Here is an 18616-nt window from a genome sequence, read left to right on the forward strand (position 1 = left end):
CGTGATCGACGCGCCGCGCGTTATCCTGGCGGCATGCCCGCCGCCCTGATTTGGCTGATCTTCGCGCTGGGCCTCGCTGGTGCCGAGGCGCTGACCGGCGACATGTTCTTGTTGATGCTCGGCGGCGGGGCGCTGGCTGCGGCCGGAAGCAGTTGGCTTTTGGACTGGCCGGTCTGGGCCGACGGCGCGGTGTTCGCAGTGGTTTCCGTCCTGCTGCTGATCCTGGTCCGACCGGGGCTGCGGCGACGGTTGACCCCTGCGAAAGACGCGCAGACCGGTGTCCAGGCGCTGGAAGGCAAAAGTGCGCTCGTGCTCGATCGGGTCGCGCGCCATGAGGGCCAGATAAAGCTGGGCGGCGAGGTGTGGACGGCACGGCCGTTCAACGACGGCGACGTCTACGAGCCCGGTGACCAGGTGACCGTCATGCACATCGACGGAGCCACCGCCGTGGTCTGGAAGAACGTCTAACAGAGAGGAATCGGAGAATGCAAGGTGCAGCTGCCGGTTTGGTGTTTCTCGCGGTCCTGGTGATTTTCGCGGCCATCATTGTGGCCAAGTCCATCGCGTTGATCCCGCAGGCCGAGGCGGCGGTGATCGAGCGGCTGGGCCGCTACAGTCGCACGGTCAGTGGGCAGCTGACACTGCTGGTGCCGTTCATCGACCGCATCCGCGCCCGCATTGACCTGCGCGAGCGGGTGGTGTCGTTCCCGCCGCAACCGGTGATCACCGAGGACAACCTGACGCTGGCCATCGACACCGTGGTCTACTTTCAGGTCACCAATCCGCAGGCGGCGGTCTACGAGATCAGTAACTACATCGTCGGGGTCGAGCAGTTGACCACCACCACGTTGCGCAACGTGGTCGGCGGGATGAACCTCGAGCAGACCTTCACCTCGCGCGATCAGATCAACCAGCAATTACGTGGTGTCCTCGACGAAGCCACCGGCCGCTGGGGTCTGCGGGTGGCCCGTGTCGAGTTGCGCAGCATCGATCCACCGCCGTCGATCCAGGCGTCGATGGAAAAGCAGATGAAGGCCGACCGGGAGAAGCGGGCGATGATCTTGACCGCCGAAGGCCAGCGGGAGTCGGCGATCAAACAGGCCGAGGGACAGAAGCAAGCGCAGATCCTCCAAGCCGAAGGCGCCAAGCAGGCCGCGATCCTGGCCGCCGAGGCCGACCGGCAGTCGCGGATGCTGCGCGCGCAAGGGGAGCGGGCGGCTGCCTATCTGCAGGCCCAAGGCGAGGCCAAGGCAATCGAAAAGACATTCGCCGCGATCAAGGCCGGCCGGCCCACCCCCGAGCTGCTCGCCTATCAGTATCTGCAGGTTTTGCCGCAGATCGCCCAAGGCGAGTCGAGCAAGGTGTGGGTTGTACCCAGCGATTTCGGTTCAGCGCTGCAGGGTTTCACCAAACTGTTGGGTGCCCCGGGCGATGACGGAGTCTTTCGCTACCAGCCGTCACCGGTCGATGATGATCTGCCCAAGCCGGAGGATGACAGCGACGAGATCGCCGATTGGTTCTCCACTGAAACCGATCCAAAGATCATCGAGGCGGTGGCCAAAGCCGAAGCCGACGCACGCAAGCCGGTGGAGGGTGTCATCGGTGTTCCGCCGGAACTCCATCAGTAAGGATCAGTAAGGTGAGTAGCTTGATATCGCCGAAAACCTATGCGGCGCTGGCTGTGTTCCAGGCCGGTGACGCGGTGGCATGCGCCGTCCCGTTGCCGTACATCGCTAGATCCCTTGATACGCTGGGTGTTCCGCAAACCATCCGTTGGATTCTTCCGGTGGCCAAAGCCGCCTCCGTCATTGGGTTGCTGTCGGTTACCCGGATTCCAGGACTGGCGCGGCTGACGACGGCGATGCTGACGCTCTACTTTGTGCTTGCTGTCGGGGCGCACATCCGTGCCCGCGACCGAGTCGTGAATACAGTTCCGGCGGCGTCTTTTTTGGCGATGTACGCAGTGCTGACGGCAAAGGGCCCGAGTCGGCGTCAGTGACCCGCGGTGTGAACAAGTAACGGCTGCCGCGGAAACCGTCGTGGTGTTTCCGCGGCAGCCGTCATTGGCGGTGATCAGGGACCGGGGGGTCCAGGCGGACCGGGAACTCCAGGTGCTCCAGGTGGCCCTGGCTCTGCTGGTCCTGGGGCTCCGGGTGGTCCGGGTGCTCCAGGTGGTCCAGGCGGTCCTACCTCGGCTGGTCCCGGTGCCCCAATCGCTCCGGGCGGTCCGGGTGGCCCAGGTGGCCCGGCCGGTCCGCCGGGTGCTCCGATGGGGCCCGGTGCCCCGATTGGCCCGGGTGCCCCGATCGCGCCAGGCGGACCGGGTGCCCCGATTGGTCCGGGTGCGCCAATTGCCCCGGGCGGTCCGGGTGCGCCGATTGGTCCGGGTGCGCCGATTGCCCCGGGCGGTCCCGGCGCGCCTATAGCCCCGGGTGGCCCGGGTGGCCCGGGTGGGCCCGGCGGTCCCGGCGGCCCCGGCGGTCCCGGCGGCCCCGGTTCCCCGGGCTGCTGTGGAAACGCGATGGCCGGCGTTTGCTGTCCGGCTGCTGTTGCTGCGGCCGGGGGTGCGATCCCGGTCGCGGTGATGACCGCGCCGACGACCAGCCCGGTCATACCGGCACCAATCGCGCTTAGTGGGAGGCGCCCAGCTCGCTCGCGCAGATCCGCGAGGAGCTCTTCCGGGCTGGCACAGTCTGCAGCCGCCTTGCGTCTGCCGGCGTGCTTCTTGTCGTGACTCATGAGGTTTCCCCAATGGTCGGTGGTTTGCTGATTAGCCGGTGGTACCCCGCCAGAATCAAGTGAAACCACGAAATCTTCGCCGACGAAATTCATCCGCCCCAGCGGCCGAGCGTCGTCATGCCCGCCCGTTGAGTCGCAGCTCGACGATCGGCAGAGGCGTGTCGGTTTCGGTGATCGGGGCGCCCAGCGTCTGCTCGAGCACGGGCTTGAACTGTTCCCAGGCGCGCGGGCGATGGGAGATGTATTCCGCAAGCGCCTGATCTGCCTCCGCCGTATTCAGCACCCGCGCGGTTGCTCGCGCAGGCGCGCGGCTCCCCGCGTAGACCCGCACGTGCGGGTTGGCCTGGACATTGCGGAACCATTGAGCTTTTTCGCCGAAGCCCGCGACGACGACATAGCGGTCGGATGCGGGATGCCCGATGACTTCGAGCACGACGTAACGCCGCGCACCGGTTTTGCGGCCGATGTGTTCCAGCATCAGCAGACGTGACCCGAACAACGCTCCGGCACGGGCCTTGTAGATCCAGATCGGCGCGCGCATAAGCCGGCGCGACTGCAGGATCCGTGCGCCGACCGCGGCGAAGAGCGAGGACGGATGTGTGGTGGACATGAAACCTCCGTATTCTTGGCGGGTTAGACGTCGCTGGCGAGTCCGCCACGATAGATAGCGAAAACTTCGCCCGCCCAACGTGTTATGCCTTCCGCCGAGAGCGGGTCGACGCCGAGCACTTCGGCCAGCCGCGCACGCAGCGTCAGCACCGCGAGGTCGTTAACCAACAGGAAGGCCGCCCGCATGTCGGGGTCAGCGCCCGAACTGGCGGTTCCGGCGGCGACCATGGCGTCGAGGATGTCGCGGCTGAGGCGGTGCAATCGCGCGAACAATCCCGTCCCAGCTGCACCGCCGCTGATCAGCAACCGGCTCAGATAAGCCGGGATCGCCGAGTCAGGTGGCAGGTGGGTGGTCAGGCCGTCGAGCATGCTGGGCACTGTGGCGGGATCCAGCCCGGAAGTTGCAGTGCGCGTGGCCATTTCAGTCAACACGGCCTCAAGACTGCTGACGACGTGATCGTCGACTGCCGCCACCAAGCCGTCCTTGGAACCGTAGTGACGCACCAGCAGAGCCGGTGACACCCGTGCGGCGGCGGCGATATCGCGCATTGTGACGGCGTCGGGGCCACGGGCGGCGAACAGCGCCAGCGCCTCGTCGCGGATGCGAGCCCGCGCGGTGCGATCATCCGGCGCCGGTAAATGCATGTTTACAATTGTAAACAATTGTTTAGTCGGCGGCAAGTGGCGGCGCTTTGCGGATGAATCGGGCCGTTTTGGGTACGCCATGTCCTGATGAGCCCTAGACGCCGCGCAGCCGGCCGTAAGCGTCGGTCCAAGAAAAAATGGAAACGGCGCGAGATTCGGGTCGCCGACCAGGAGGCGATGCGGCGGTCGGTCGCCGGTACTGCCGTCGGGAGTTTCACGGAGTGGTACGACTTCGGCGTCTACGGCTATCTAGCAACGACGATCGCGCAGGTGTTTTACCCGACCGACAGTTCCAGCGCAGTCGGCCTATTGGCCACCTTCGGCACGCTGGCGGCAGCTTTCCTAGTGCGCCCGCTCGGTGGGCTCATTTTCGGCCCGCTCGGCGACCGTATCGGACGCAAACAGGTGCTGGTGATCACCATCGTGCTGATGAGTGCGGCTACGACGGCCACGGGCGTGCTGCCGGGCTACAACGCCATCGGTATCTGGGCCCCGATCCTGCTCGTCGTCACTCGCATCCTCCAGGGCCTCTCCACCGGCGGTGACTACGTCGGCGCGATGACTTACATCGGTGAGAATGCCCCCGACCGCAAACGCGGCATGATGGCCGGATTCCTGCCGCTAGGCACGATGAGCGGGTTCGTGGTCGGAGCGCTCGTGGTGACCGGATTGCAGACCGCGCTGCCGACCGACGCTATGCCGAGCTGGGGTTGGCGGATCCCGTTCCTGGTGAGCGCACCGCTCGCCGTCGTCGCGGTATACATGCGATGGCGCCTTGAAGAATCGCCGGACTACGAAGATAAGGATGAAAATGAGCGGGGATCCGGCGAGGGCCCCGGGCGACAGTTCAGACAGACGGTCGTGGAGCAATGGAAGCCCCTGCTGGTCTGCATGGGTCTGGTGCTGACGTTCAGCGTCAGCAGTTACATGCTCAGTGGCTACCTGCCTACCTATCTCAAGAAGACCGCAGGCATCGGTGAGACGACGGCGCTGGTAATGATCCTGCTGGTGCTGGTCATTTTGCTGTCTGCTGTGGTCTTCGTCGGAAAGTTGTCCGACCACATCGGCGTCAAACCGATCATGTGGACCGGCTGCGGGCTGCTCATCGCCGGATCGATCCCGGCGTTCCTGCTCATCCGATTCGGCGGCAGCTACCCGGTCGCGTTCATCGGCGTGCTGCTCGTCGGGATCATGCTGCTCTGTTTCAGCGGCACCCAGCCCTCCATGTTGCCGGCGCTTTTTCCAACAAATGTGCGCTACGGCGCAGTGGCGATCGGATTCAACATCTCGGTGTCGGCTTTCGGCGGCACCACCCCACTGATCGCCGAGTCGCTGATCTCCCTTACCGGCAGTCAGATGGTGCCTGCTTACATGCTGATGCTCGCTGGCCTGGTCGGCGCGGTCACGTTGCCCTTCACGCCCGAAATGGCCGGCAGGAGGCTGCCAGGATCCGGACCTTCGGTCGAAAACGAGCAGGAGGCACGCGAGTTGGCCGCAGACGTGTAGTAAGCGGGGCTCTCATCGGTAAGCCGGGCCCGCGTGCTCTGGTTAAACCGGCGGTTTGGTGGGGTCCGGGCGAAGATCACGCAGTCGCGGCAGGTCGGGATCTGACTGCACGTATTCGGTGACCGCCTCGGGTTCGATCAACCCGTAGCGGACCTGCAAGTCGACTGGATTCAGGCCGAAGTAGCGGGCCACCTTGATCAAGTTGTCGGCGCTGATCAGCCTGTTCTCCCGTGCGGCCTTGTAGTACGCCGACTTGCGGTAACCGAAGGCCTCGTAAACTTCGGTCGCGGCCAGCGGTCTGCCGACCAGGTAGGGCAGCACCACCGCAGGATCCTTGTCGCGGTCATCCATGATCTTGAACTTTAATACTCGGCATGGGGTTGTTGTCCTCCGCCATGCAGAGCTGGCGACCCGGTTGGCCGGCGCCGGCGGGAAATCAACGGGCTCAGCCGCGCTGGCGGGCGCGGGTGATGGACGGCGCGCGCCGTCTTGATGTGGTGGGCTATGGCGCTATGGTGGTAGCCGGCGGTTTTACGCGCCGTCATCCGAGGACCGCCAAGCTAGCAAACCAGCGGGGGAGGATCAGTGGATATCGTCCTGGGTATGTCGATGGCGCCCGAGACGGTCCGCATGGTGCTGGTCGAGGGCGAAAACGCTGACGGGCTGACCGTCGATAAGGACGACTTCGACGTAGCTACCGTCGATGACTCAGCAAACTCTGGGGCGGCCGATCAAGTGATCGCCGCCATCCTGGGCACCCGGGAGGGTGCGGCCGAAGGCGACCACCATCTCGCATCGACCGGAGTGACGTGGACGGATCCGGTGGAAGCCGCGGCACTGCGCGACGCGCTGGCCGCCCACAAAGTCGAGAACGTCATGCTGGTCTCGGCCTTCCTGGCCGCCGCCGCCCTGGCTCAGACCGCCGGCAGCGCTGTCGGGTATGCGCATACCGGGCTGCTGTTCGTCGAGCCGGATACTGCGACGTTGGCCATTGTCGACACCGCTGACGGCTCAATCGTCGATGTACGCCGACAGCCAATGCACAGCGCCGATGCGCCCACCGCGTTGGCCGAGATGATGGACGGGCTCGACACCTTGAATGGGCGGCCGGACGGAGTTTTCGTCGTCGGCTGCGGTGTTGACGTCACAGCGATCAGACCCCAGCTGGAGACGGCGACTGCTCTTCCGGTGAGTGGTCCAGAAGATCCCGAGACGGCGCTGGCACGCGGCGCGGCATTAGCGTCGGCCAATTCGCCGCTGTTCGCGTCATCGACCACGGCATTGGCCTATTCGCAAGTGCATGACTGGACGACGGCTGAGCGAATCGACGTCTCCGCCGACACCGGCCGGACCGAAATTCGTGCATACAGCATCGCAGCGGACGACGACGCGTTCGCCGGTGCAGACGCCGAGCTCAACGCTGACGAGAACGACTACGGACGCAGGCCGTTCCTGGTGGCGCTTAGCGTGATGATGGTCTTCTTCGCCGGGATCCTGGCGCTGGTCGTTTCGCTGGCTGTTGCGGTGCGCCCCGCGGTCAGCCAGCAGCCCAGCCCGGGCGGAAATCTCGTTGCACCGGCTCAGAAGGCCCCGGCGCCTCCGCCAGCGTCGCTGAACAAAATCGAGCCGCCAGTGCGCGAGGCGCAGCCAGTACCCGGAAACGCGCCGATCCCGGATGCGATACCGGCGGCTCCGGCACCCGCGCCGGAGGCTTCCGCCCCGGCGCCCGTTCATGTGCCCGCTGCCTCCGTGCCGGCTCCGAACGCCCCGGCGCCTGCACCTGAGGCCCCGGCGCCTGCCCCCGACGCGCTGGCTCCTGTTCCGGCGGCGCCGCCACCTGCACCGGCGGCTCCTGCACCTGTACCGATAGCTCCGGTACCGGTACCGGTGCCGGTTCCGGTGGCGCCGCTGGCCCCACGGCTACCGCCGATCTTCAATCCGCCGGTACAGAGCCCGCCGTCGCAGCGGCTACCGCAGCGTCCGGCTTGGCGGCCGGGCGGTGGTCCCCGGGACCGGGGAGGCTGGCAGCCCGGCGGTGGTAAGCGCGGCGGTGGTGGCGGCATCGGAATCGGTGGCGGCCATGGGGGCTTCGGCGGTGGTCACGGCGGCTTCGGCGGTGGTTTTGGAGGCGGCGGGCACGGCAGAGGTCGCTGACGCCGCCGCCCCTTCATCCGCCCACAGGCCACTGCGGAACCATGTTGGGGCGCAACAGGAATCGGCCAGCATCGGCAACGCGCGCGGCGCCGCGTCCGGTCATCGGCGCCATCGGCATTAGCGGTACGCCTGTCGGCGCAACAACCGGCGGAGCGCTCGAACCGATGTTTGTCGTCGTCAGCGCAACCGGGCTGCTGACCGGCGAGCCCGCCGCCCAGCTCTGCGGCACCGTCAACGCGCCGACCGAGGTGCCCCGGCCCACAGCCGCCGAGATGGCACCGCCAGCACCGGTGCCTAGGCTTGATAATCCCGCTGATCCCGACGCCCCCACCGCTGAGGACAGCGTCTGAACACTGGTGCCTCCTGCTGCGCCGGCGATGTTCGTCGTCCTCGCCAGGCCCGCCGCGCCGACGAGGAAACTCAACGACGACGCCACGGTTCTGGTATGGCCGCTCAGCGAATCCAGGATCGACTGAGCCGGTTCCAGCGGCGACGACGGCGATGCGAGCCCCTGCAGCGCTCTGGGAATCACCGACGTCGACAAAATTTTCTGCGGCTGTGTGCCAGCGGATTGACCAACGGCTTTGGCAACTGCGGCGCCCTGACGGGCCGCACCGGTCGGGTCCGCGCTGGGAGGCGCGGGGGCGAACGGCGTTACCGTCGACGCCGTCGCGGAGCCTGCGGCATACCCGTACATCGCTGCGGCATCCTGCGCCCACATCTGGCCGTAGTGGAACTCGGTGGCCGCAATCGCCGGAGTGTTTTGGCCCAGAATGTTTGTCGACACCAGGGACATCAGCAGCGCGCGATTGGCAGCGATCACCGGCGGAGGCACCGTCATCGCCCGCGCCGTCTCGTAGACGCCCGCCGCGGCCCTGGCCTGAGACGCCGACTGCTCTGCGTGCTCGGCGGTGGTGTGTAACCACGCTATAAACGGTGCGACGGCGGCTGCCATCGACGCCGACGCCGGCCCCAGCCAGGGCCCGCTGCTCAGTTGTGAGATCACGGACTGGTAGCTCACCGCCGTGGTATGCAGCTCGGCGGCCAGCCCGTCCCAGGCCATCGCGGCGGCCAGCATCGGCCCTGAACCGGGGCCGGAATACATGCGTGCGGAATTGATTTCCGGAGGCAATAGTCCAAAATCCATCTCTACCACCCTGTTTCAGCCGGTCGAGATTGGACGGATAGTCGAGTTGAGGCCGCGAGAACTATCGTGCGCGCTGGACGTTTTTTTACCAATGGTGACTAAAGACATGAGTTCTCCTGGAAAGTCGTTAGGAAAGTGGGTCTCGCCGTCGCCGTCGTCGTGCCGGGAGAAGGCTAAGCGTCTCCCGGAAGCCGATCAGGCCGACGCGTGTGACCGGTCGCTACCGATGCGCACCGGACCATATGAGTCCGTTCTCACCGGCCGTTGTGACATGACAACGGCTCGGCTCGAACCGATCAGCAACGGTTGATGCAGAACTGGGTCAAGAGTTGTTGGCCTGCAAGCAAGATGGCAGGCGCATGGGTGCCGGCCCCACTGGGCCGGTAACCGAGTGTGGGTGAGGGAGTCGGTGCAGGCGACCATCGCGATAGCGGCCACCAACGTAGCCGCGGGGCTACCGCACGGTGCAGCCCCAAAGTGGCAGATGCATTTTGGCTTGCCGGCGGCGAATCTTCGTCAACATCGGCGCGTTGAACGTCGTCGACGGCCAGTGCTACCAACACAGGAGGCGATGGCGAAGACGCCGCAATCCCGAATCGCACCAGCCCGTATCCGAGTACGCCAACCAACACACACGTCGCAACAACGAGTGCAACGGCCGACCGCAGCCATGGCGGTCTGAGGCCGTCGCGAAATCTCATAGTCATTCAAAACTATCAGGGCAGATGCCCCATGGACGGTCTCGCGCGGTTCGGTCAAATCAAATACATAGAGAAAATTCGCGGAGCTCGCGCTACGGCCCAGTCATTCCTGAGCCGCCGAATTCAGCGCGCTTTGGTTGAGGCACAAGTCTTTTGCTCGGCGCCAGACGCGGAGTGATGCCGCCGATGGTGGCGTACCTCGTAGCTCAACAGCGCCGCGCCGACCAAGCCTGTGCACAGCGACACCAAAAACAGCAGTGGGCTGAGGTGGCCGGTGAGCGCGTCGCCCAGGATCACGACCGCGGCGGTCCCGGGAAACAAACCCGCAAGCGTCGCCAGCGTGTACGGCATCACCCGCACCGCCGACGCGCTGACGGCGTAGTTAAGCACCGAGAACGGCACCGCGGGAATCAACCGCAGTGATACCACCGCCACCCAGCCGCGCTCGCGCAGGCGGGCATCCAGCGTTTCGACGGCCTGATGACGCACCAGACGGCTCAGGTGCCAACCGGCTGCGCGCACCAACGCCAACGCAATCACTGCACTGGCCGTACTGGCCACTACCGCGATCGCCACCCCCAGCGCCGGCCCGAACAACAGCCCGGCGGCCAGGGTGAAGGCGGTCCGCGGAAACGGCAATACCGTCACCACGATGTGGGCGGCCAGAAACGCCAGCGGGAACCACGGACCAACGGACGTCGCCCAGTCGCGCAGCTGCACCGCCGTGGGCAGCGGCACCAACAATGCCACCGCCACCAAGCCGGCTACTGCCGTCGCGATCACGACGATCCGTCGTCTGGGCACCTGCCGCGCAGTGGCGACGACCGAGGAAGCCACGCCGCGCAGCACGTCAACGATTTTGCTGGTCGCGCGAGCCGTCACAGCTCAAGACTACGGGCGGTTGCCCTCGGTTCCCGGGGGCCGATCGGTATCAATTAGCCTGGTTATCAAGTGACAACCCCCGCGGAGGGGCAACAACAGGAGCCACCGGTGTCTCTCGATGTGTCTGCCGAGCCCGCCGACCTCGGACAGGGCCGGGCGAAATGGCGCACGGCGGTGGCAGGGGTGCTGGCCAAGAGCATGCGGCGCGACGCCGAGGAGTTCGGCGCCGAGCCGGAGCGGCAGTTGGACACCCCGACGTATGAGGGCTTCGCCATCCGGCCGCTGTACACCGCGTTCGATGCGCTGCCGGAAGCGTCTCTGCCTGGCGAATGGCCCTATCTCCGCGGCGGCGACGCGCTGCGCGATGTCAATTCGGGCTGGAAGGTCGTCGAGGCGTTCCCTGCCAATGGCGCCGACGGCAACGCCGCTGTGCTGGCCGCGCTCACCGATGGGGCCAGCGCGCTGTTACTGCGTGTCGGCCAGGACGGTGTACCGCCCGACCAGCTCGAGCAGTTGCTCGCCGGGGTGTACCTCGAATTGGCGCCGATAATCCTCGATGCCGGCGCGGACTACGCCACCGCTGCTGATCGTCTGCTGAGGTTGGCTGCCCAATCGGACAAACCGCCGACGCTTTCCATCGACCTGGGTGCCGACCCGCTGACCGCCCCGCTAAGCGGACGGGCATCCGCATCACTCGACGAGGTGGTCGCGCTCGCCAAGCGGGTCACTGACAGCCAGGGCGTACGGACGATCACTGTCGACGGCCCGGCGTTCCACAACCTGGGTGCCAACGCAGCCTGGGAACTGGCCGGCGGCATCGCCGCGGCGGTGGCATATCTGCGGGCACTCGAAAAGTCGGGTCTATCGGTCGCAAAAGCGCTGCCGCAAATCAGTTTCCGGTTCGCAGCCGATGACGACCAATTCATGACGACCGCCAAATTCCGTGCCGCCCGCCAACTCTGGGCGCGAGTCGCCGAGGTTACCGGCGCTCCAGCGGCCGGAGCGGCCACCATCCACGCCGAGACATCGCTACCGATGATGACTCAGCGCGATCCATGGGTGAACATGCTGCGCACCACCCTTGCCGCGTTCGGTGCGGGCGTCGGTGGAGCCGACACCGTGCTGGTGCTGCCGTTCGACGTGGCCATCCCCGGCGGCTTCCCGGGCATGGCGACGAGCTTCTCGCGGCGCATCGCGCGTAACACCCAATTGCTGCTGCTCGAAGAGTCACACATCGGGCGGGTACTGGACCCAGCCGGCGGGTCGTGGTTCGTCGAGGACCTCACCGAGCAGTTGGCGCAGCAGGCGTGGCAACATTTCCAAGCCGTCGAGCATCGCGGTGGATTCGTCGATGCCCGCGACTATGTAGCCGATCAGATCGCCGAGATCGCCGGGCGCCGCGCCGACGACATTGCGCACCGGCGCACCGCCATCACCGGCGTCAATGAATACCCGAACCTGACCGAACCACCGTTGCCGCAATCAGATTCATCAGTGGCTATCAAACGATACGCAGCGGCGTTCGAGGCGTTGCGGAACCGTTCGGATGCTTACCTGGAACGCACCGAAGAGCGCCCCCGGGTGCTGTTGCTGCCGCTGGGGCCGCTGGCCGAGCACAACATCCGAACCACCTTCGCGGCTAACCTGTTGGCGTCCGGCGGTATCGAAGCGGTCAACCCAGGCCCGCTCGACGCCGCCGGCATCGCTCAGGCCGTGTCCGCCAACGGTTCTCCGTCGTTGGCGATCATTTGCGGCACCGACAAGCGCTACGCGGCCGAGGCCGAGGGGGCCGTCGAGGCCGCACGTAGCGCCGGGGTAGCGCGGGTCTATCTGGCTGGGCCGGAAAAGGCCATGGGGGAGGCCCAACACCGACCCGATGACTACCTGACCGCCAAGATCGATGCCGTCGAGGCTTTGTCGAATCTGCTGACCCGGTTGGGAGCCTAGCCACCATGACCGTCCACGATGTCGCCGGCCGGCCGGCTCCCGAAACCGCTTCCGCTGTCGGTAGCTTTGCCGACGTTCCGTTGCACGGCGAGCGTGCCGCCGAGCCTGCCACCGAAGCAGCGGTCACCGAGCATGTCGCCGCCGCCGCATCGGCGCACGGGTATACCCCGGACCAGTTGGATTGGCACACGCCGGAAGGCATCGTGGTCAAACCGGTTTACATCGCTGCTGACCGTGACGCGGCGGTTGCCGAGGGCTACCCGCTGGACAGTTTCCCCGGCGAACCGCCGTATGTGCGCGGGCCCTATCCGACGATGTATGTCAATCAGCCGTGGACCATCCGGCAGTACGCCGGCTTCTCCACCGCCGCAGATTCCAACGCCTTTTATCGCCGCAACCTGGCCGCCGGCCAGAAGGGCCTGTCGGTGGCGTTCGATTTGGCCACTCACCGCGGCTACGACTCCGACCATCCGCGGGTGCAGGGCGATGTCGGAATGGCCGGTGTGGCAATCGATTCCATCCTCGACATGCGGCAGCTGTTCGACGGGATCGACCTCTCTGCGGTCAGCGTGTCGATGACGATGAACGGCGCGGTGCTGCCGATCCTTGCGCTCTATGTGGTGGCCGCCGAGGAGCAGGGGGTGCCGCCGGAAAAGCTGGCCGGCACCATTCAGAACGACATCCTCAAAGAATTCATGGTGCGCAACACCTACATCTATCCGCCCAAGCCGTCGATGCGGATCATCTCCGACATCTTCGGCTACACCAGCGCGAAGATGCCCAAGTTCAACTCGATCTCGATTTCCGGCTACCACATCCAAGAAGCGGGCGCCACAGCCGATTTGGAATTGGCCTACACGCTGGCCGATGGGGTGGACTACATCAAAGCCGGGCTGGACGCTGGCCTCAGTATCGACCAGTTCGCGCCGCGGCTGTCGTTCTTCTGGGGCATCGGGATGAACTTCTTCATGGAAGTCGCCAAACTGCGCGCCGGCCGGCTGCTGTGGAGCGAACTCGTCGCTCAATTCAACCCGAAGAACCCGAAATCGCTGTCATTGCGCACACATTCGCAGACGTCAGGCTGGTCGTTGACCGCCCAGGACGCGTTCAACAACGTCGCCCGCACCTGCATCGAGGCGATGGCCGCCACCCAGGGGCACACCCAATCGCTGCACACCAATGCGCTCGACGAGGCGTTGGCCCTGCCCACCGATTTTTCCGCCCGCATCGCCCGCAATACCCAGTTGGTTCTCCAACAGGAGTCGGGAACCACCCGGCCGATCGACCCCTGGGCCGGCTCGTATTACGTCGAGTGGCTGACCTACCAGTTGGCCCAACGCGCCCGTGCGCACATCGCCGAGGTGCAAGAGCATGGCGGTATGGCTCAGGCCATCGACGATGGCATTCCCAAGCTGCGTATCGAGGAGGCTGCAGCGCGCACGCAGGCGCGTATCGATTCTGGGCGGCAGCCGGTGATCGGCGTCAACAAGTACCAGGTCGACGAGGACCACGAGATCGAGGTGCTCAAGGTCGAGAATAGCCGGGTGCGTAGCGAGCAACTCGCCAAACTGCAGGAGCTGCGGGCAAATCGGGACCAGGGCGCCGTCGAGCATGCGCTGGCCGAGCTCAGCCGCGCCGCCGGCGAGCACGGGACTGCCGGCGAGGACGGGCTGGGCAATAACCTGATGGCGCTGGCGATCAACGCGGCCCGGGCCAAGGCCACCGTCGGGGAGATCTCCGATGCGCTGGAAAAGGTGTACGGACGCCACCAGGCCGAGATCCGTACCATCGCCGGGGTTTACCGCGACGAGGCGGGAGGAGACGGAGACATTACCCCGCTTTCCAAAGCCACCGAGCTGGTGGAGAAGTTCGCCGAGGCGGACGGTCGACGCCCGCGCATCCTGGTGGCAAAGATGGGCCAGGACGGCCACGACCGCGGACAGAAGGTGATCGCAACGGCGTTCGCCGACATCGGATTTGACGTCGACGTGGGTTCGTTGTTCTCAACTCCGGACGAGGTGGCCCGCCAGGCCGCCGACAACGACGTGCACGTCATCGGGGTGTCGTCGCTAGCGGCCGGTCATTTGACGCTGGTGCCGGCGTTGCGGGATGCGCTGGCCGAAGTAGGCCGGCCCGACATCATGATCGTGGTAGGCGGCGTCATCCCGCCGGGCGACTTCGACGAGCTCTACGCCGCCGGAGCCACCGCCATTTTCCCGCCCGGAACCGTCATCGCCGACGCCGCGACCGGCTTGCTGCACAAGCTGGCCGAGCGGCTGGGGTACACCCTCTAACTCAATGGCGGGAGTTTTCGTGCCACATTTTTGCCGCGAGCGTAACGCCACGGCGAAAAGTCGCTCACTTTTTCGCGGTGGCGTTACGCTCGGCGCGCTCAACGAGCGGACGACGTGACAACCGAGAACGGCGACAGCGTCGACGAACTCGCCGCCGCTGTCCGCAGCGGCGATCGTGCGGCCCTGCCGCGGGCCATCACGCTGGTGGAATCCACCCGGGCCGACCACCGCGACCAGGCGCAACAACTGCTGCTGGCGCTGATGCCGGAAGCCGGAAGAGCCCACCACGTCGGCATCACCGGGGTCCCCGGGGTAGGCAAGTCGACGGCGATCGAGGCGCTCGGCATGTATTTGATCGGGCAGGGTCATCGGGTGGCGGTACTGGCGGTGGATCCGTCATCGACCCGCACCGGCGGATCGATCCTCGGCGACAAGACTCGGATGGCGCGGCTGGCTGTGCATCCCGACGCCTACATCCGACCGTCGCCGACCTCGGGCACCCTGGGCGGGGTAGCCAAGGCCACCCGGGAAACCATTGTGTTGCTGGAGGCCGCCGGGTTCGACGTGATCCTGATCGAGACGGTCGGAGTCGGCCAATCCGAAGTAGCGGTCGCCCACATGGTCGATACCTTCGTCTTCTTGACGTTGGCCCGCACCGGGGATCAGTTGCAGGGCATCAAGAAAGGTGTGCTGGAGCTGGCCGACATCGTCGTGGTGAACAAGGCCGACGGCGAACATCTGCCCGAGGCTCGATCCGCCGCACGCGAGCTGTCCGGGGCGATCCGGTTGATCTATCCGCGCGAGACGCTCTGGCGACCGCCGGTTCTCACGATGAGCGCGTTGGAGGGAACCGGCCTGCCTGAGCTGTGGCACACGGTCGAACGTCATCGGCAGGTGCTGACGGACGCCGGCGAGTTCGATGCGCGCCGTCGCGCCCAGCAGGTCGACTGGACCTGGCAGATGGTCCGCGACACGGTGCTGGACCGGGTGTTGGCCAACCCGGCGGTCCGCAAGATCCGCGCCGAGGTGGAGCGCCAGGTCATCGCCGGGGAACTAACCCCCGCGTTGGCCGCTCAGCAAATACTCAAGGTTGCATCAGGCTAACGGAAAGGTAACTTCAGTCTTGTTTGCGGATGCCGTCGGTAAATTCGAAGATGTGAGGCTCGAAGTCGTGGGCAACCGGCGGTCGGTACTTCCGCGCCGGGTACACGGAGCCGCTGATCCACACTTTGCCTGCGCGGTCCGCAGCTTTGCCAGCATGTTCCCTGGGGGCCGATTCGGTGGCGGGGCACTGGCGGTGTATCTCGACGGCGAGCCGGTCGTCGATGTGTGGACCGGGTGCGCGGACCGGCGCGGACGGGTGCCATGGACAGCGGATACCGCTCCGATGGTGTTCTCGGCAACCAAGGGCATGGCCTCCACCGTCATCCACCGATTGGCCGACCGGGGCCTGATCGCCTACGACGCTCCCGTTGCCGAGTACTGGCCGGAGTTCGGCGCCAACGGTAAGGCCGATATCACCGTTCGTCAGGTCATGCAGCACCGGGCCGGCTTGTCAGCACTGCACGGCGCCAGTACACAAGACTTGCTGGATCACGCGGTGATGGAAGAGCGGATGGCAGCGGCGCCGGCCGGGAAGCTCCTGGGCAAACCTGCGTATCACGCGCTGACTTACGGTTGGCTGATGTCGGGGCTGGCCCGGGCGGTCACCGGCAAGGGCATGCGCGAACTGTTCCGCCAGGAGTTGGCCGAGCCGCTGAATACTGACGGCCTGCACTTGGGCCGGCCTCCGGCCGACGCACCGACGCGTTCCGCGCAGATCATTACGCCGCAAAGCTCCATCCCCAACCCGCTGTTCAACGTGGTGGCCCCCCGGATCGCCGCGCTGCAGATGTCGGCCGGATTCGGCGCCATGTATTTCCCGGGAATGAGAGCTGTTGTGCAGGGCGAGATTCCGTTCCTCGACGGCGAGCTGCCAGCGGTGAACGGAGTGGTGACTGCGCGTGCCCTGGCGAAGATGTACGGGGCGATCGCCAACGGCGGCGAGATCGACGGCACTCGGTTCCTGTCCCGCGAGTTGGTGGCCGGCCTCACCGGTCGGCCGAGTCTGCGTCCAGACCGGAACATCTTTGTGCCGCTGGGTTTTCACCTCGGATATCACCAGGTTCCGTTCAATCTGATGCCAGGCTTCGGCCACGCCGGACTGGGCGGCTCGATCGGATGGGCCGATCCGGCGAGCGGCTTGGCATTCGCGTTCGTGCACAACCGGCTGCTGTCGCCGTTTGTGGTGGTGGATCACGCCGGGTTCGTCGCGACGGGCACCATGCTGCGGCGCGGCGCCGCTGCGGCCCGCAAAAACGGGTTCGAGCGGGTAACAGACTTCGGGGCGCCCTTCTCAGAGCCCGGAGCTGTTGCGGGCTAGGCGTCTTCGAGCCGGAAGCCGACTTTCATCGTCACCTGATAGTGCGCGACGGCTCCATTCTCGAGGTGGCCGCGCACCGACTGCACCTCAAACCAGTCGAGGTTGTGGGTGGTCTCCGCTGCGCGGGCCAGTCCGTTGCGGATCGCAGCGTCGACGCTCTCAGATGAAGTTCCGACGATCTCGATCACGCGGTAGGTGTGATTGCTCATCGGCTTCCCCTATTTTTCGGTCGGGCTTGCAGCGTAGCCAGCACCGGCCCGAGGCGGATGTTCATTGGTCACAACGAGGCACAACTGGCAATCTAGTGTGTATGGCTAGGTTGAATGTCTATGTGCCCGATGAGCTGGCCGAACAAGCTCGCACGCGCGGCCTGAACGTATCGGCCCTGACGCAGGCGGCGATTTCGGAAGAACTCGAGCGGACATCGTTGTCAGCCTGGTTGGACAGCCTGCCCGTCCTCAGCCGCTCGGTCGACCATGATGCCGCTATCGCTGCTCTCACCGGCGCGCGCGACGAGTTCGGTGGGTGACCGCGAAGACTCCACTGCAGGGCACTGCCGTTCACGTCCCCGCGCATTTTGATGCGGAGGTCTTCTCCGCGGCCGGCCGGCTTTGTCGCGCGGGCCGACTGACCGACAACGATGTATCGAGCATTCTCGGCGTCTTGCGACGTGCTCCGTTTACGCGGCACCTAGTGCACAACCTGATCGAGGGTGCATGGTCGAGGCGCAACACTCACAGTCTGCTCGATGCGCTGTACGTAGAGTTCGCCGAGCAGCTGCGCGTACCTCTGACAACGACTGACCGGAGACTGGCGACGAGCTACCCACAAGCTCAAGTGCCATACGCCCAGACGTCAAAAACTCCGCCGGGTGATGGTAATCGACTTATCGATCTTCTTGAATGCCGTGAAAGTCGTTGCAGGAACGCCGAAGACAGTGGCGAGGACCTCGGGTGGAAGATTGCTGATCGAGGCGCCGATCCCAATGTCGTCTTTACCTTCTTGGGTGCTGGCGTTGAAGACGATGATGAGATTCAGGTCATCGTTGCCCTTGTTCTCGAAGTAGTGCAGCGAGCCTTGCGGCGCGAAAATCACGTCGCCGGGCTGGGCGTCGAAGGTTTCGGTGTGTCCGAGCGGATCGAGCAGGGTCCAGGTGGCAACCCCGCTGATGATCACGCTGATTTCCCATGCGCTGGGATGCCAGTGGGGTTCCCGGATGCCTCCGGGCTGCAGCGTCACAAAAACGACGCTGGCCTGCTGCCCGGTGAGGATCGGGAAATTTTCCTCGTGGGCCTGGCGCAGAAAGCCGCCGTCAAATGTGGTGGGGGACAGGGCACCCAACCGAAACAAGTGCGATTGCGAGGTGTTCAGTTCGGCGGGAATCCGCGGATCACCGAACCGGGCAGGGTCATCGGTCATCGAATCGTCCGTGGGTCCTTCGCGGTAGCTGGGGGCATTGCCGGACAGTGCGCGGTCGACACCAACCCCGCCGACTGCTGCGGCACCGGCCAAGCCGGCGCTTCCCAGCATGACCCGTCTATTGATTGGCATATCCCCATGCTATGGGGCG

The 18616-nt window shown here is 65.6% G+C and carries 18 protein-coding genes; 11 read left to right on the forward strand and 7 right to left on the reverse strand.

Annotated elements, in window-relative coordinates; genetic code table 11:
• Positions 1-33: 33 nt before the first annotated feature.
• From AC5Y49_RS20530 to AC5Y49_RS20545, 4 genes are read left to right on the forward strand one after another with little or no spacing between them, the layout of a single operon-like run.
• On the forward strand, positions 34-468 hold the full coding sequence (locus tag AC5Y49_RS20530) for an NfeD family protein (protein ID WP_499890474.1): 435 nt from the start codon (positions 34-36) through the stop codon (positions 466-468).
• Between the two features lie 17 nt (positions 469-485).
• Entirely contained in the window at positions 486-1628 is a 1143-nt protein-coding gene (locus tag AC5Y49_RS20535; RefSeq protein ID WP_499890476.1) for an SPFH domain-containing protein, read from the forward strand.
• An 11-nt stretch (positions 1629-1639) separates the two neighbouring features.
• On the forward strand, positions 1640-1999 hold the full coding sequence (locus AC5Y49_RS20540; RefSeq protein WP_499890479.1) for a DoxX family protein: 360 nt from the start codon (positions 1640-1642) through the stop codon (positions 1997-1999).
• A 40-nt stretch (positions 2000-2039) separates the two neighbouring features.
• The gene (locus AC5Y49_RS20545; RefSeq protein ID WP_499890480.1) at positions 2040-2426 is read left to right on the forward strand and encodes a hypothetical protein; all 387 of its coding nucleotides are present in this window, start codon (positions 2040-2042) and stop codon (positions 2424-2426) included.
• A gap of 428 nt (positions 2427-2854) precedes the next feature.
• On the opposite strand, the gene AC5Y49_RS20550 is transcribed toward AC5Y49_RS20545, so the two are convergent.
• Together AC5Y49_RS20550 and AC5Y49_RS20555 are read right to left on the reverse strand one after the other, a co-directional pair.
• Positions 2855-3349, reverse strand: a complete 495-nt coding sequence (locus AC5Y49_RS20550; RefSeq protein ID WP_499890482.1) for a nitroreductase family deazaflavin-dependent oxidoreductase — start codon at positions 3347-3349, stop codon at positions 2855-2857.
• A gap of 23 nt (positions 3350-3372) precedes the next feature.
• Complete coding sequence (locus tag AC5Y49_RS20555; protein WP_499890486.1) at positions 3373-3993, reverse strand: TetR/AcrR family transcriptional regulator; 621 nt, start codon at positions 3991-3993, stop codon at positions 3373-3375.
• A gap of 177 nt (positions 3994-4170) precedes the next feature.
• On the opposite strand from AC5Y49_RS20555, the gene AC5Y49_RS20560 reads away from it, so the two are divergent.
• Positions 4171-5499 carry an MFS transporter gene (locus AC5Y49_RS20560; RefSeq protein WP_499890559.1) on the forward strand — a complete coding sequence of 443 codons (1329 nt, stop codon included), beginning with the start codon at positions 4171-4173 and terminating at the stop codon, positions 5497-5499.
• A gap of 42 nt (positions 5500-5541) precedes the next feature.
• Here AC5Y49_RS20560 and AC5Y49_RS20565 read toward each other — a convergent pair whose 3' ends face one another.
• Positions 5542-5850 (reverse strand): helix-turn-helix domain-containing protein, encoded by a 309-nt coding sequence (locus AC5Y49_RS20565; RefSeq protein WP_499890487.1) that lies wholly within the window; start codon positions 5848-5850, stop codon positions 5542-5544.
• Between the two features lie 234 nt (positions 5851-6084).
• Here AC5Y49_RS20565 and AC5Y49_RS20570 point away from each other — a divergent pair, with 234 nt between their 5' ends.
• Positions 6085-7653 carry a DUF7159 family protein gene (locus AC5Y49_RS20570; RefSeq protein ID WP_499890489.1) on the forward strand — a complete coding sequence of 523 codons (1569 nt, stop codon included), beginning with the start codon at positions 6085-6087 and terminating at the stop codon, positions 7651-7653.
• A 13-nt stretch (positions 7654-7666) separates the two neighbouring features.
• Here AC5Y49_RS20570 and AC5Y49_RS20575 read toward each other — a convergent pair whose 3' ends face one another.
• The gene (locus AC5Y49_RS20575; RefSeq protein ID WP_499890492.1) at positions 7667-8800 is read right to left on the reverse strand and encodes a PPE family protein; all 1134 of its coding nucleotides are present in this window, start codon (positions 8798-8800) and stop codon (positions 7667-7669) included.
• An 824-nt stretch (positions 8801-9624) separates the two neighbouring features.
• The gene (locus AC5Y49_RS20580) at positions 9625-10383 is read right to left on the reverse strand and encodes a TVP38/TMEM64 family protein (RefSeq protein ID WP_499890496.1); all 759 of its coding nucleotides are present in this window, start codon (positions 10381-10383) and stop codon (positions 9625-9627) included.
• A 108-nt stretch (positions 10384-10491) separates the two neighbouring features.
• Here AC5Y49_RS20580 and mutA point away from each other — a divergent pair, with 108 nt between their 5' ends.
• From mutA to lipL, 4 genes are all read left to right on the forward strand, one after another.
• Complete coding sequence (gene mutA / locus AC5Y49_RS20585; RefSeq protein WP_499890500.1) at positions 10492-12330, forward strand: methylmalonyl-CoA mutase small subunit; 1839 nt, start codon at positions 10492-10494, stop codon at positions 12328-12330.
• Positions 12331-12335: 5 nt separating this feature from the next.
• Positions 12336-14624 carry a methylmalonyl-CoA mutase gene (scpA, locus tag AC5Y49_RS20590; protein ID WP_499890504.1) on the forward strand — a complete coding sequence of 763 codons (2289 nt, stop codon included), beginning with the start codon at positions 12336-12338 and terminating at the stop codon, positions 14622-14624.
• Between the two features lie 114 nt (positions 14625-14738).
• Positions 14739-15728: a methylmalonyl Co-A mutase-associated GTPase MeaB gene (meaB, locus tag AC5Y49_RS20595; protein ID WP_499890506.1), complete on the forward strand. Its 990-nt coding sequence runs from the start codon at positions 14739-14741 to the stop codon at positions 15726-15728.
• Positions 15729-15780: 52 nt separating this feature from the next.
• Positions 15781-17046 carry an esterase/beta-lactamase LipL gene (gene lipL / locus AC5Y49_RS20600; RefSeq protein ID WP_499890509.1) on the forward strand — a complete coding sequence of 422 codons (1266 nt, stop codon included), beginning with the start codon at positions 15781-15783 and terminating at the stop codon, positions 17044-17046.
• Here the strand turns inward: lipL and AC5Y49_RS20605 are convergent.
• Positions 17043-17255 carry a dodecin gene (locus tag AC5Y49_RS20605; protein ID WP_499890511.1) on the reverse strand — a complete coding sequence of 71 codons (213 nt, stop codon included), beginning with the start codon at positions 17253-17255 and terminating at the stop codon, positions 17043-17045. The genes lipL and AC5Y49_RS20605 overlap by 4 nt on opposite strands.
• A gap of 101 nt (positions 17256-17356) precedes the next feature.
• On the opposite strand from AC5Y49_RS20605, the gene AC5Y49_RS20610 reads away from it, so the two are divergent.
• Entirely contained in the window at positions 17357-17575 is a 219-nt protein-coding gene (locus tag AC5Y49_RS20610) for a type II toxin-antitoxin system CcdA family antitoxin (protein WP_499890514.1), read from the forward strand.
• Between the two features lie 326 nt (positions 17576-17901).
• Here the strand turns inward: AC5Y49_RS20610 and AC5Y49_RS20615 are convergent, their stop codons facing one another.
• Positions 17902-18597, reverse strand: coding sequence for a cupin domain-containing protein (locus AC5Y49_RS20615; protein WP_499890517.1), 696 nt, complete (start codon positions 18595-18597; stop codon positions 17902-17904).
• Positions 18598-18616: the final 19 nt, after the last annotated feature.

This window comes from Mycobacterium sp. NGS62 (genome assembly GCF_059812285.1).

What these genes read in the sequence shown, in the direction of transcription:
- AC5Y49_RS20530 (WP_499890474.1), top strand. Translation starts at nt 34, where the DNA reads ATGCCCGCCGCCCTGATTTGGCTGATCTTCGCGCTGGGCCTCGCTGGT.
- AC5Y49_RS20535 (WP_499890476.1), top strand. Translation starts at nt 486, where the DNA reads ATGCAAGGTGCAGCTGCCGGTTTGGTGTTTCTCGCGGTCCTGGTGATT.
- AC5Y49_RS20550 (WP_499890482.1), bottom strand. Translation starts at nt 3,349, where the DNA reads ATGTCCACCACACATCCGTCCTCGCTCTTCGCCGCGGTCGGCGCACGG.
- AC5Y49_RS20555 (WP_499890486.1), bottom strand. Translation starts at nt 3,993, where the DNA reads ATGCATTTACCGGCGCCGGATGATCGCACCGCGCGGGCTCGCATCCGC.
- AC5Y49_RS20560 (WP_499890559.1), top strand. Translation starts at nt 4,171, where the DNA reads ATGCGGCGGTCGGTCGCCGGTACTGCCGTCGGGAGTTTCACGGAGTGG.
- AC5Y49_RS20565 (WP_499890487.1), bottom strand. Translation starts at nt 5,850, where the DNA reads ATGGATGACCGCGACAAGGATCCTGCGGTGGTGCTGCCCTACCTGGTC.
- AC5Y49_RS20575 (WP_499890492.1), bottom strand. Translation starts at nt 8,800, where the DNA reads ATGGATTTTGGACTATTGCCTCCGGAAATCAATTCCGCACGCATGTAT.
- scpA (WP_499890504.1), top strand. Translation starts at nt 12,336, where the DNA reads ATGACCGTCCACGATGTCGCCGGCCGGCCGGCTCCCGAAACCGCTTCC.
- AC5Y49_RS20605 (WP_499890511.1), bottom strand. Translation starts at nt 17,255, where the DNA reads ATGAGCAATCACACCTACCGCGTGATCGAGATCGTCGGAACTTCATCT.
- AC5Y49_RS20610 (WP_499890514.1), top strand. Translation starts at nt 17,357, where the DNA reads ATGGCTAGGTTGAATGTCTATGTGCCCGATGAGCTGGCCGAACAAGCT.
- AC5Y49_RS20615 (WP_499890517.1), bottom strand. Translation starts at nt 18,597, where the DNA reads ATGCCAATCAATAGACGGGTCATGCTGGGAAGCGCCGGCTTGGCCGGT.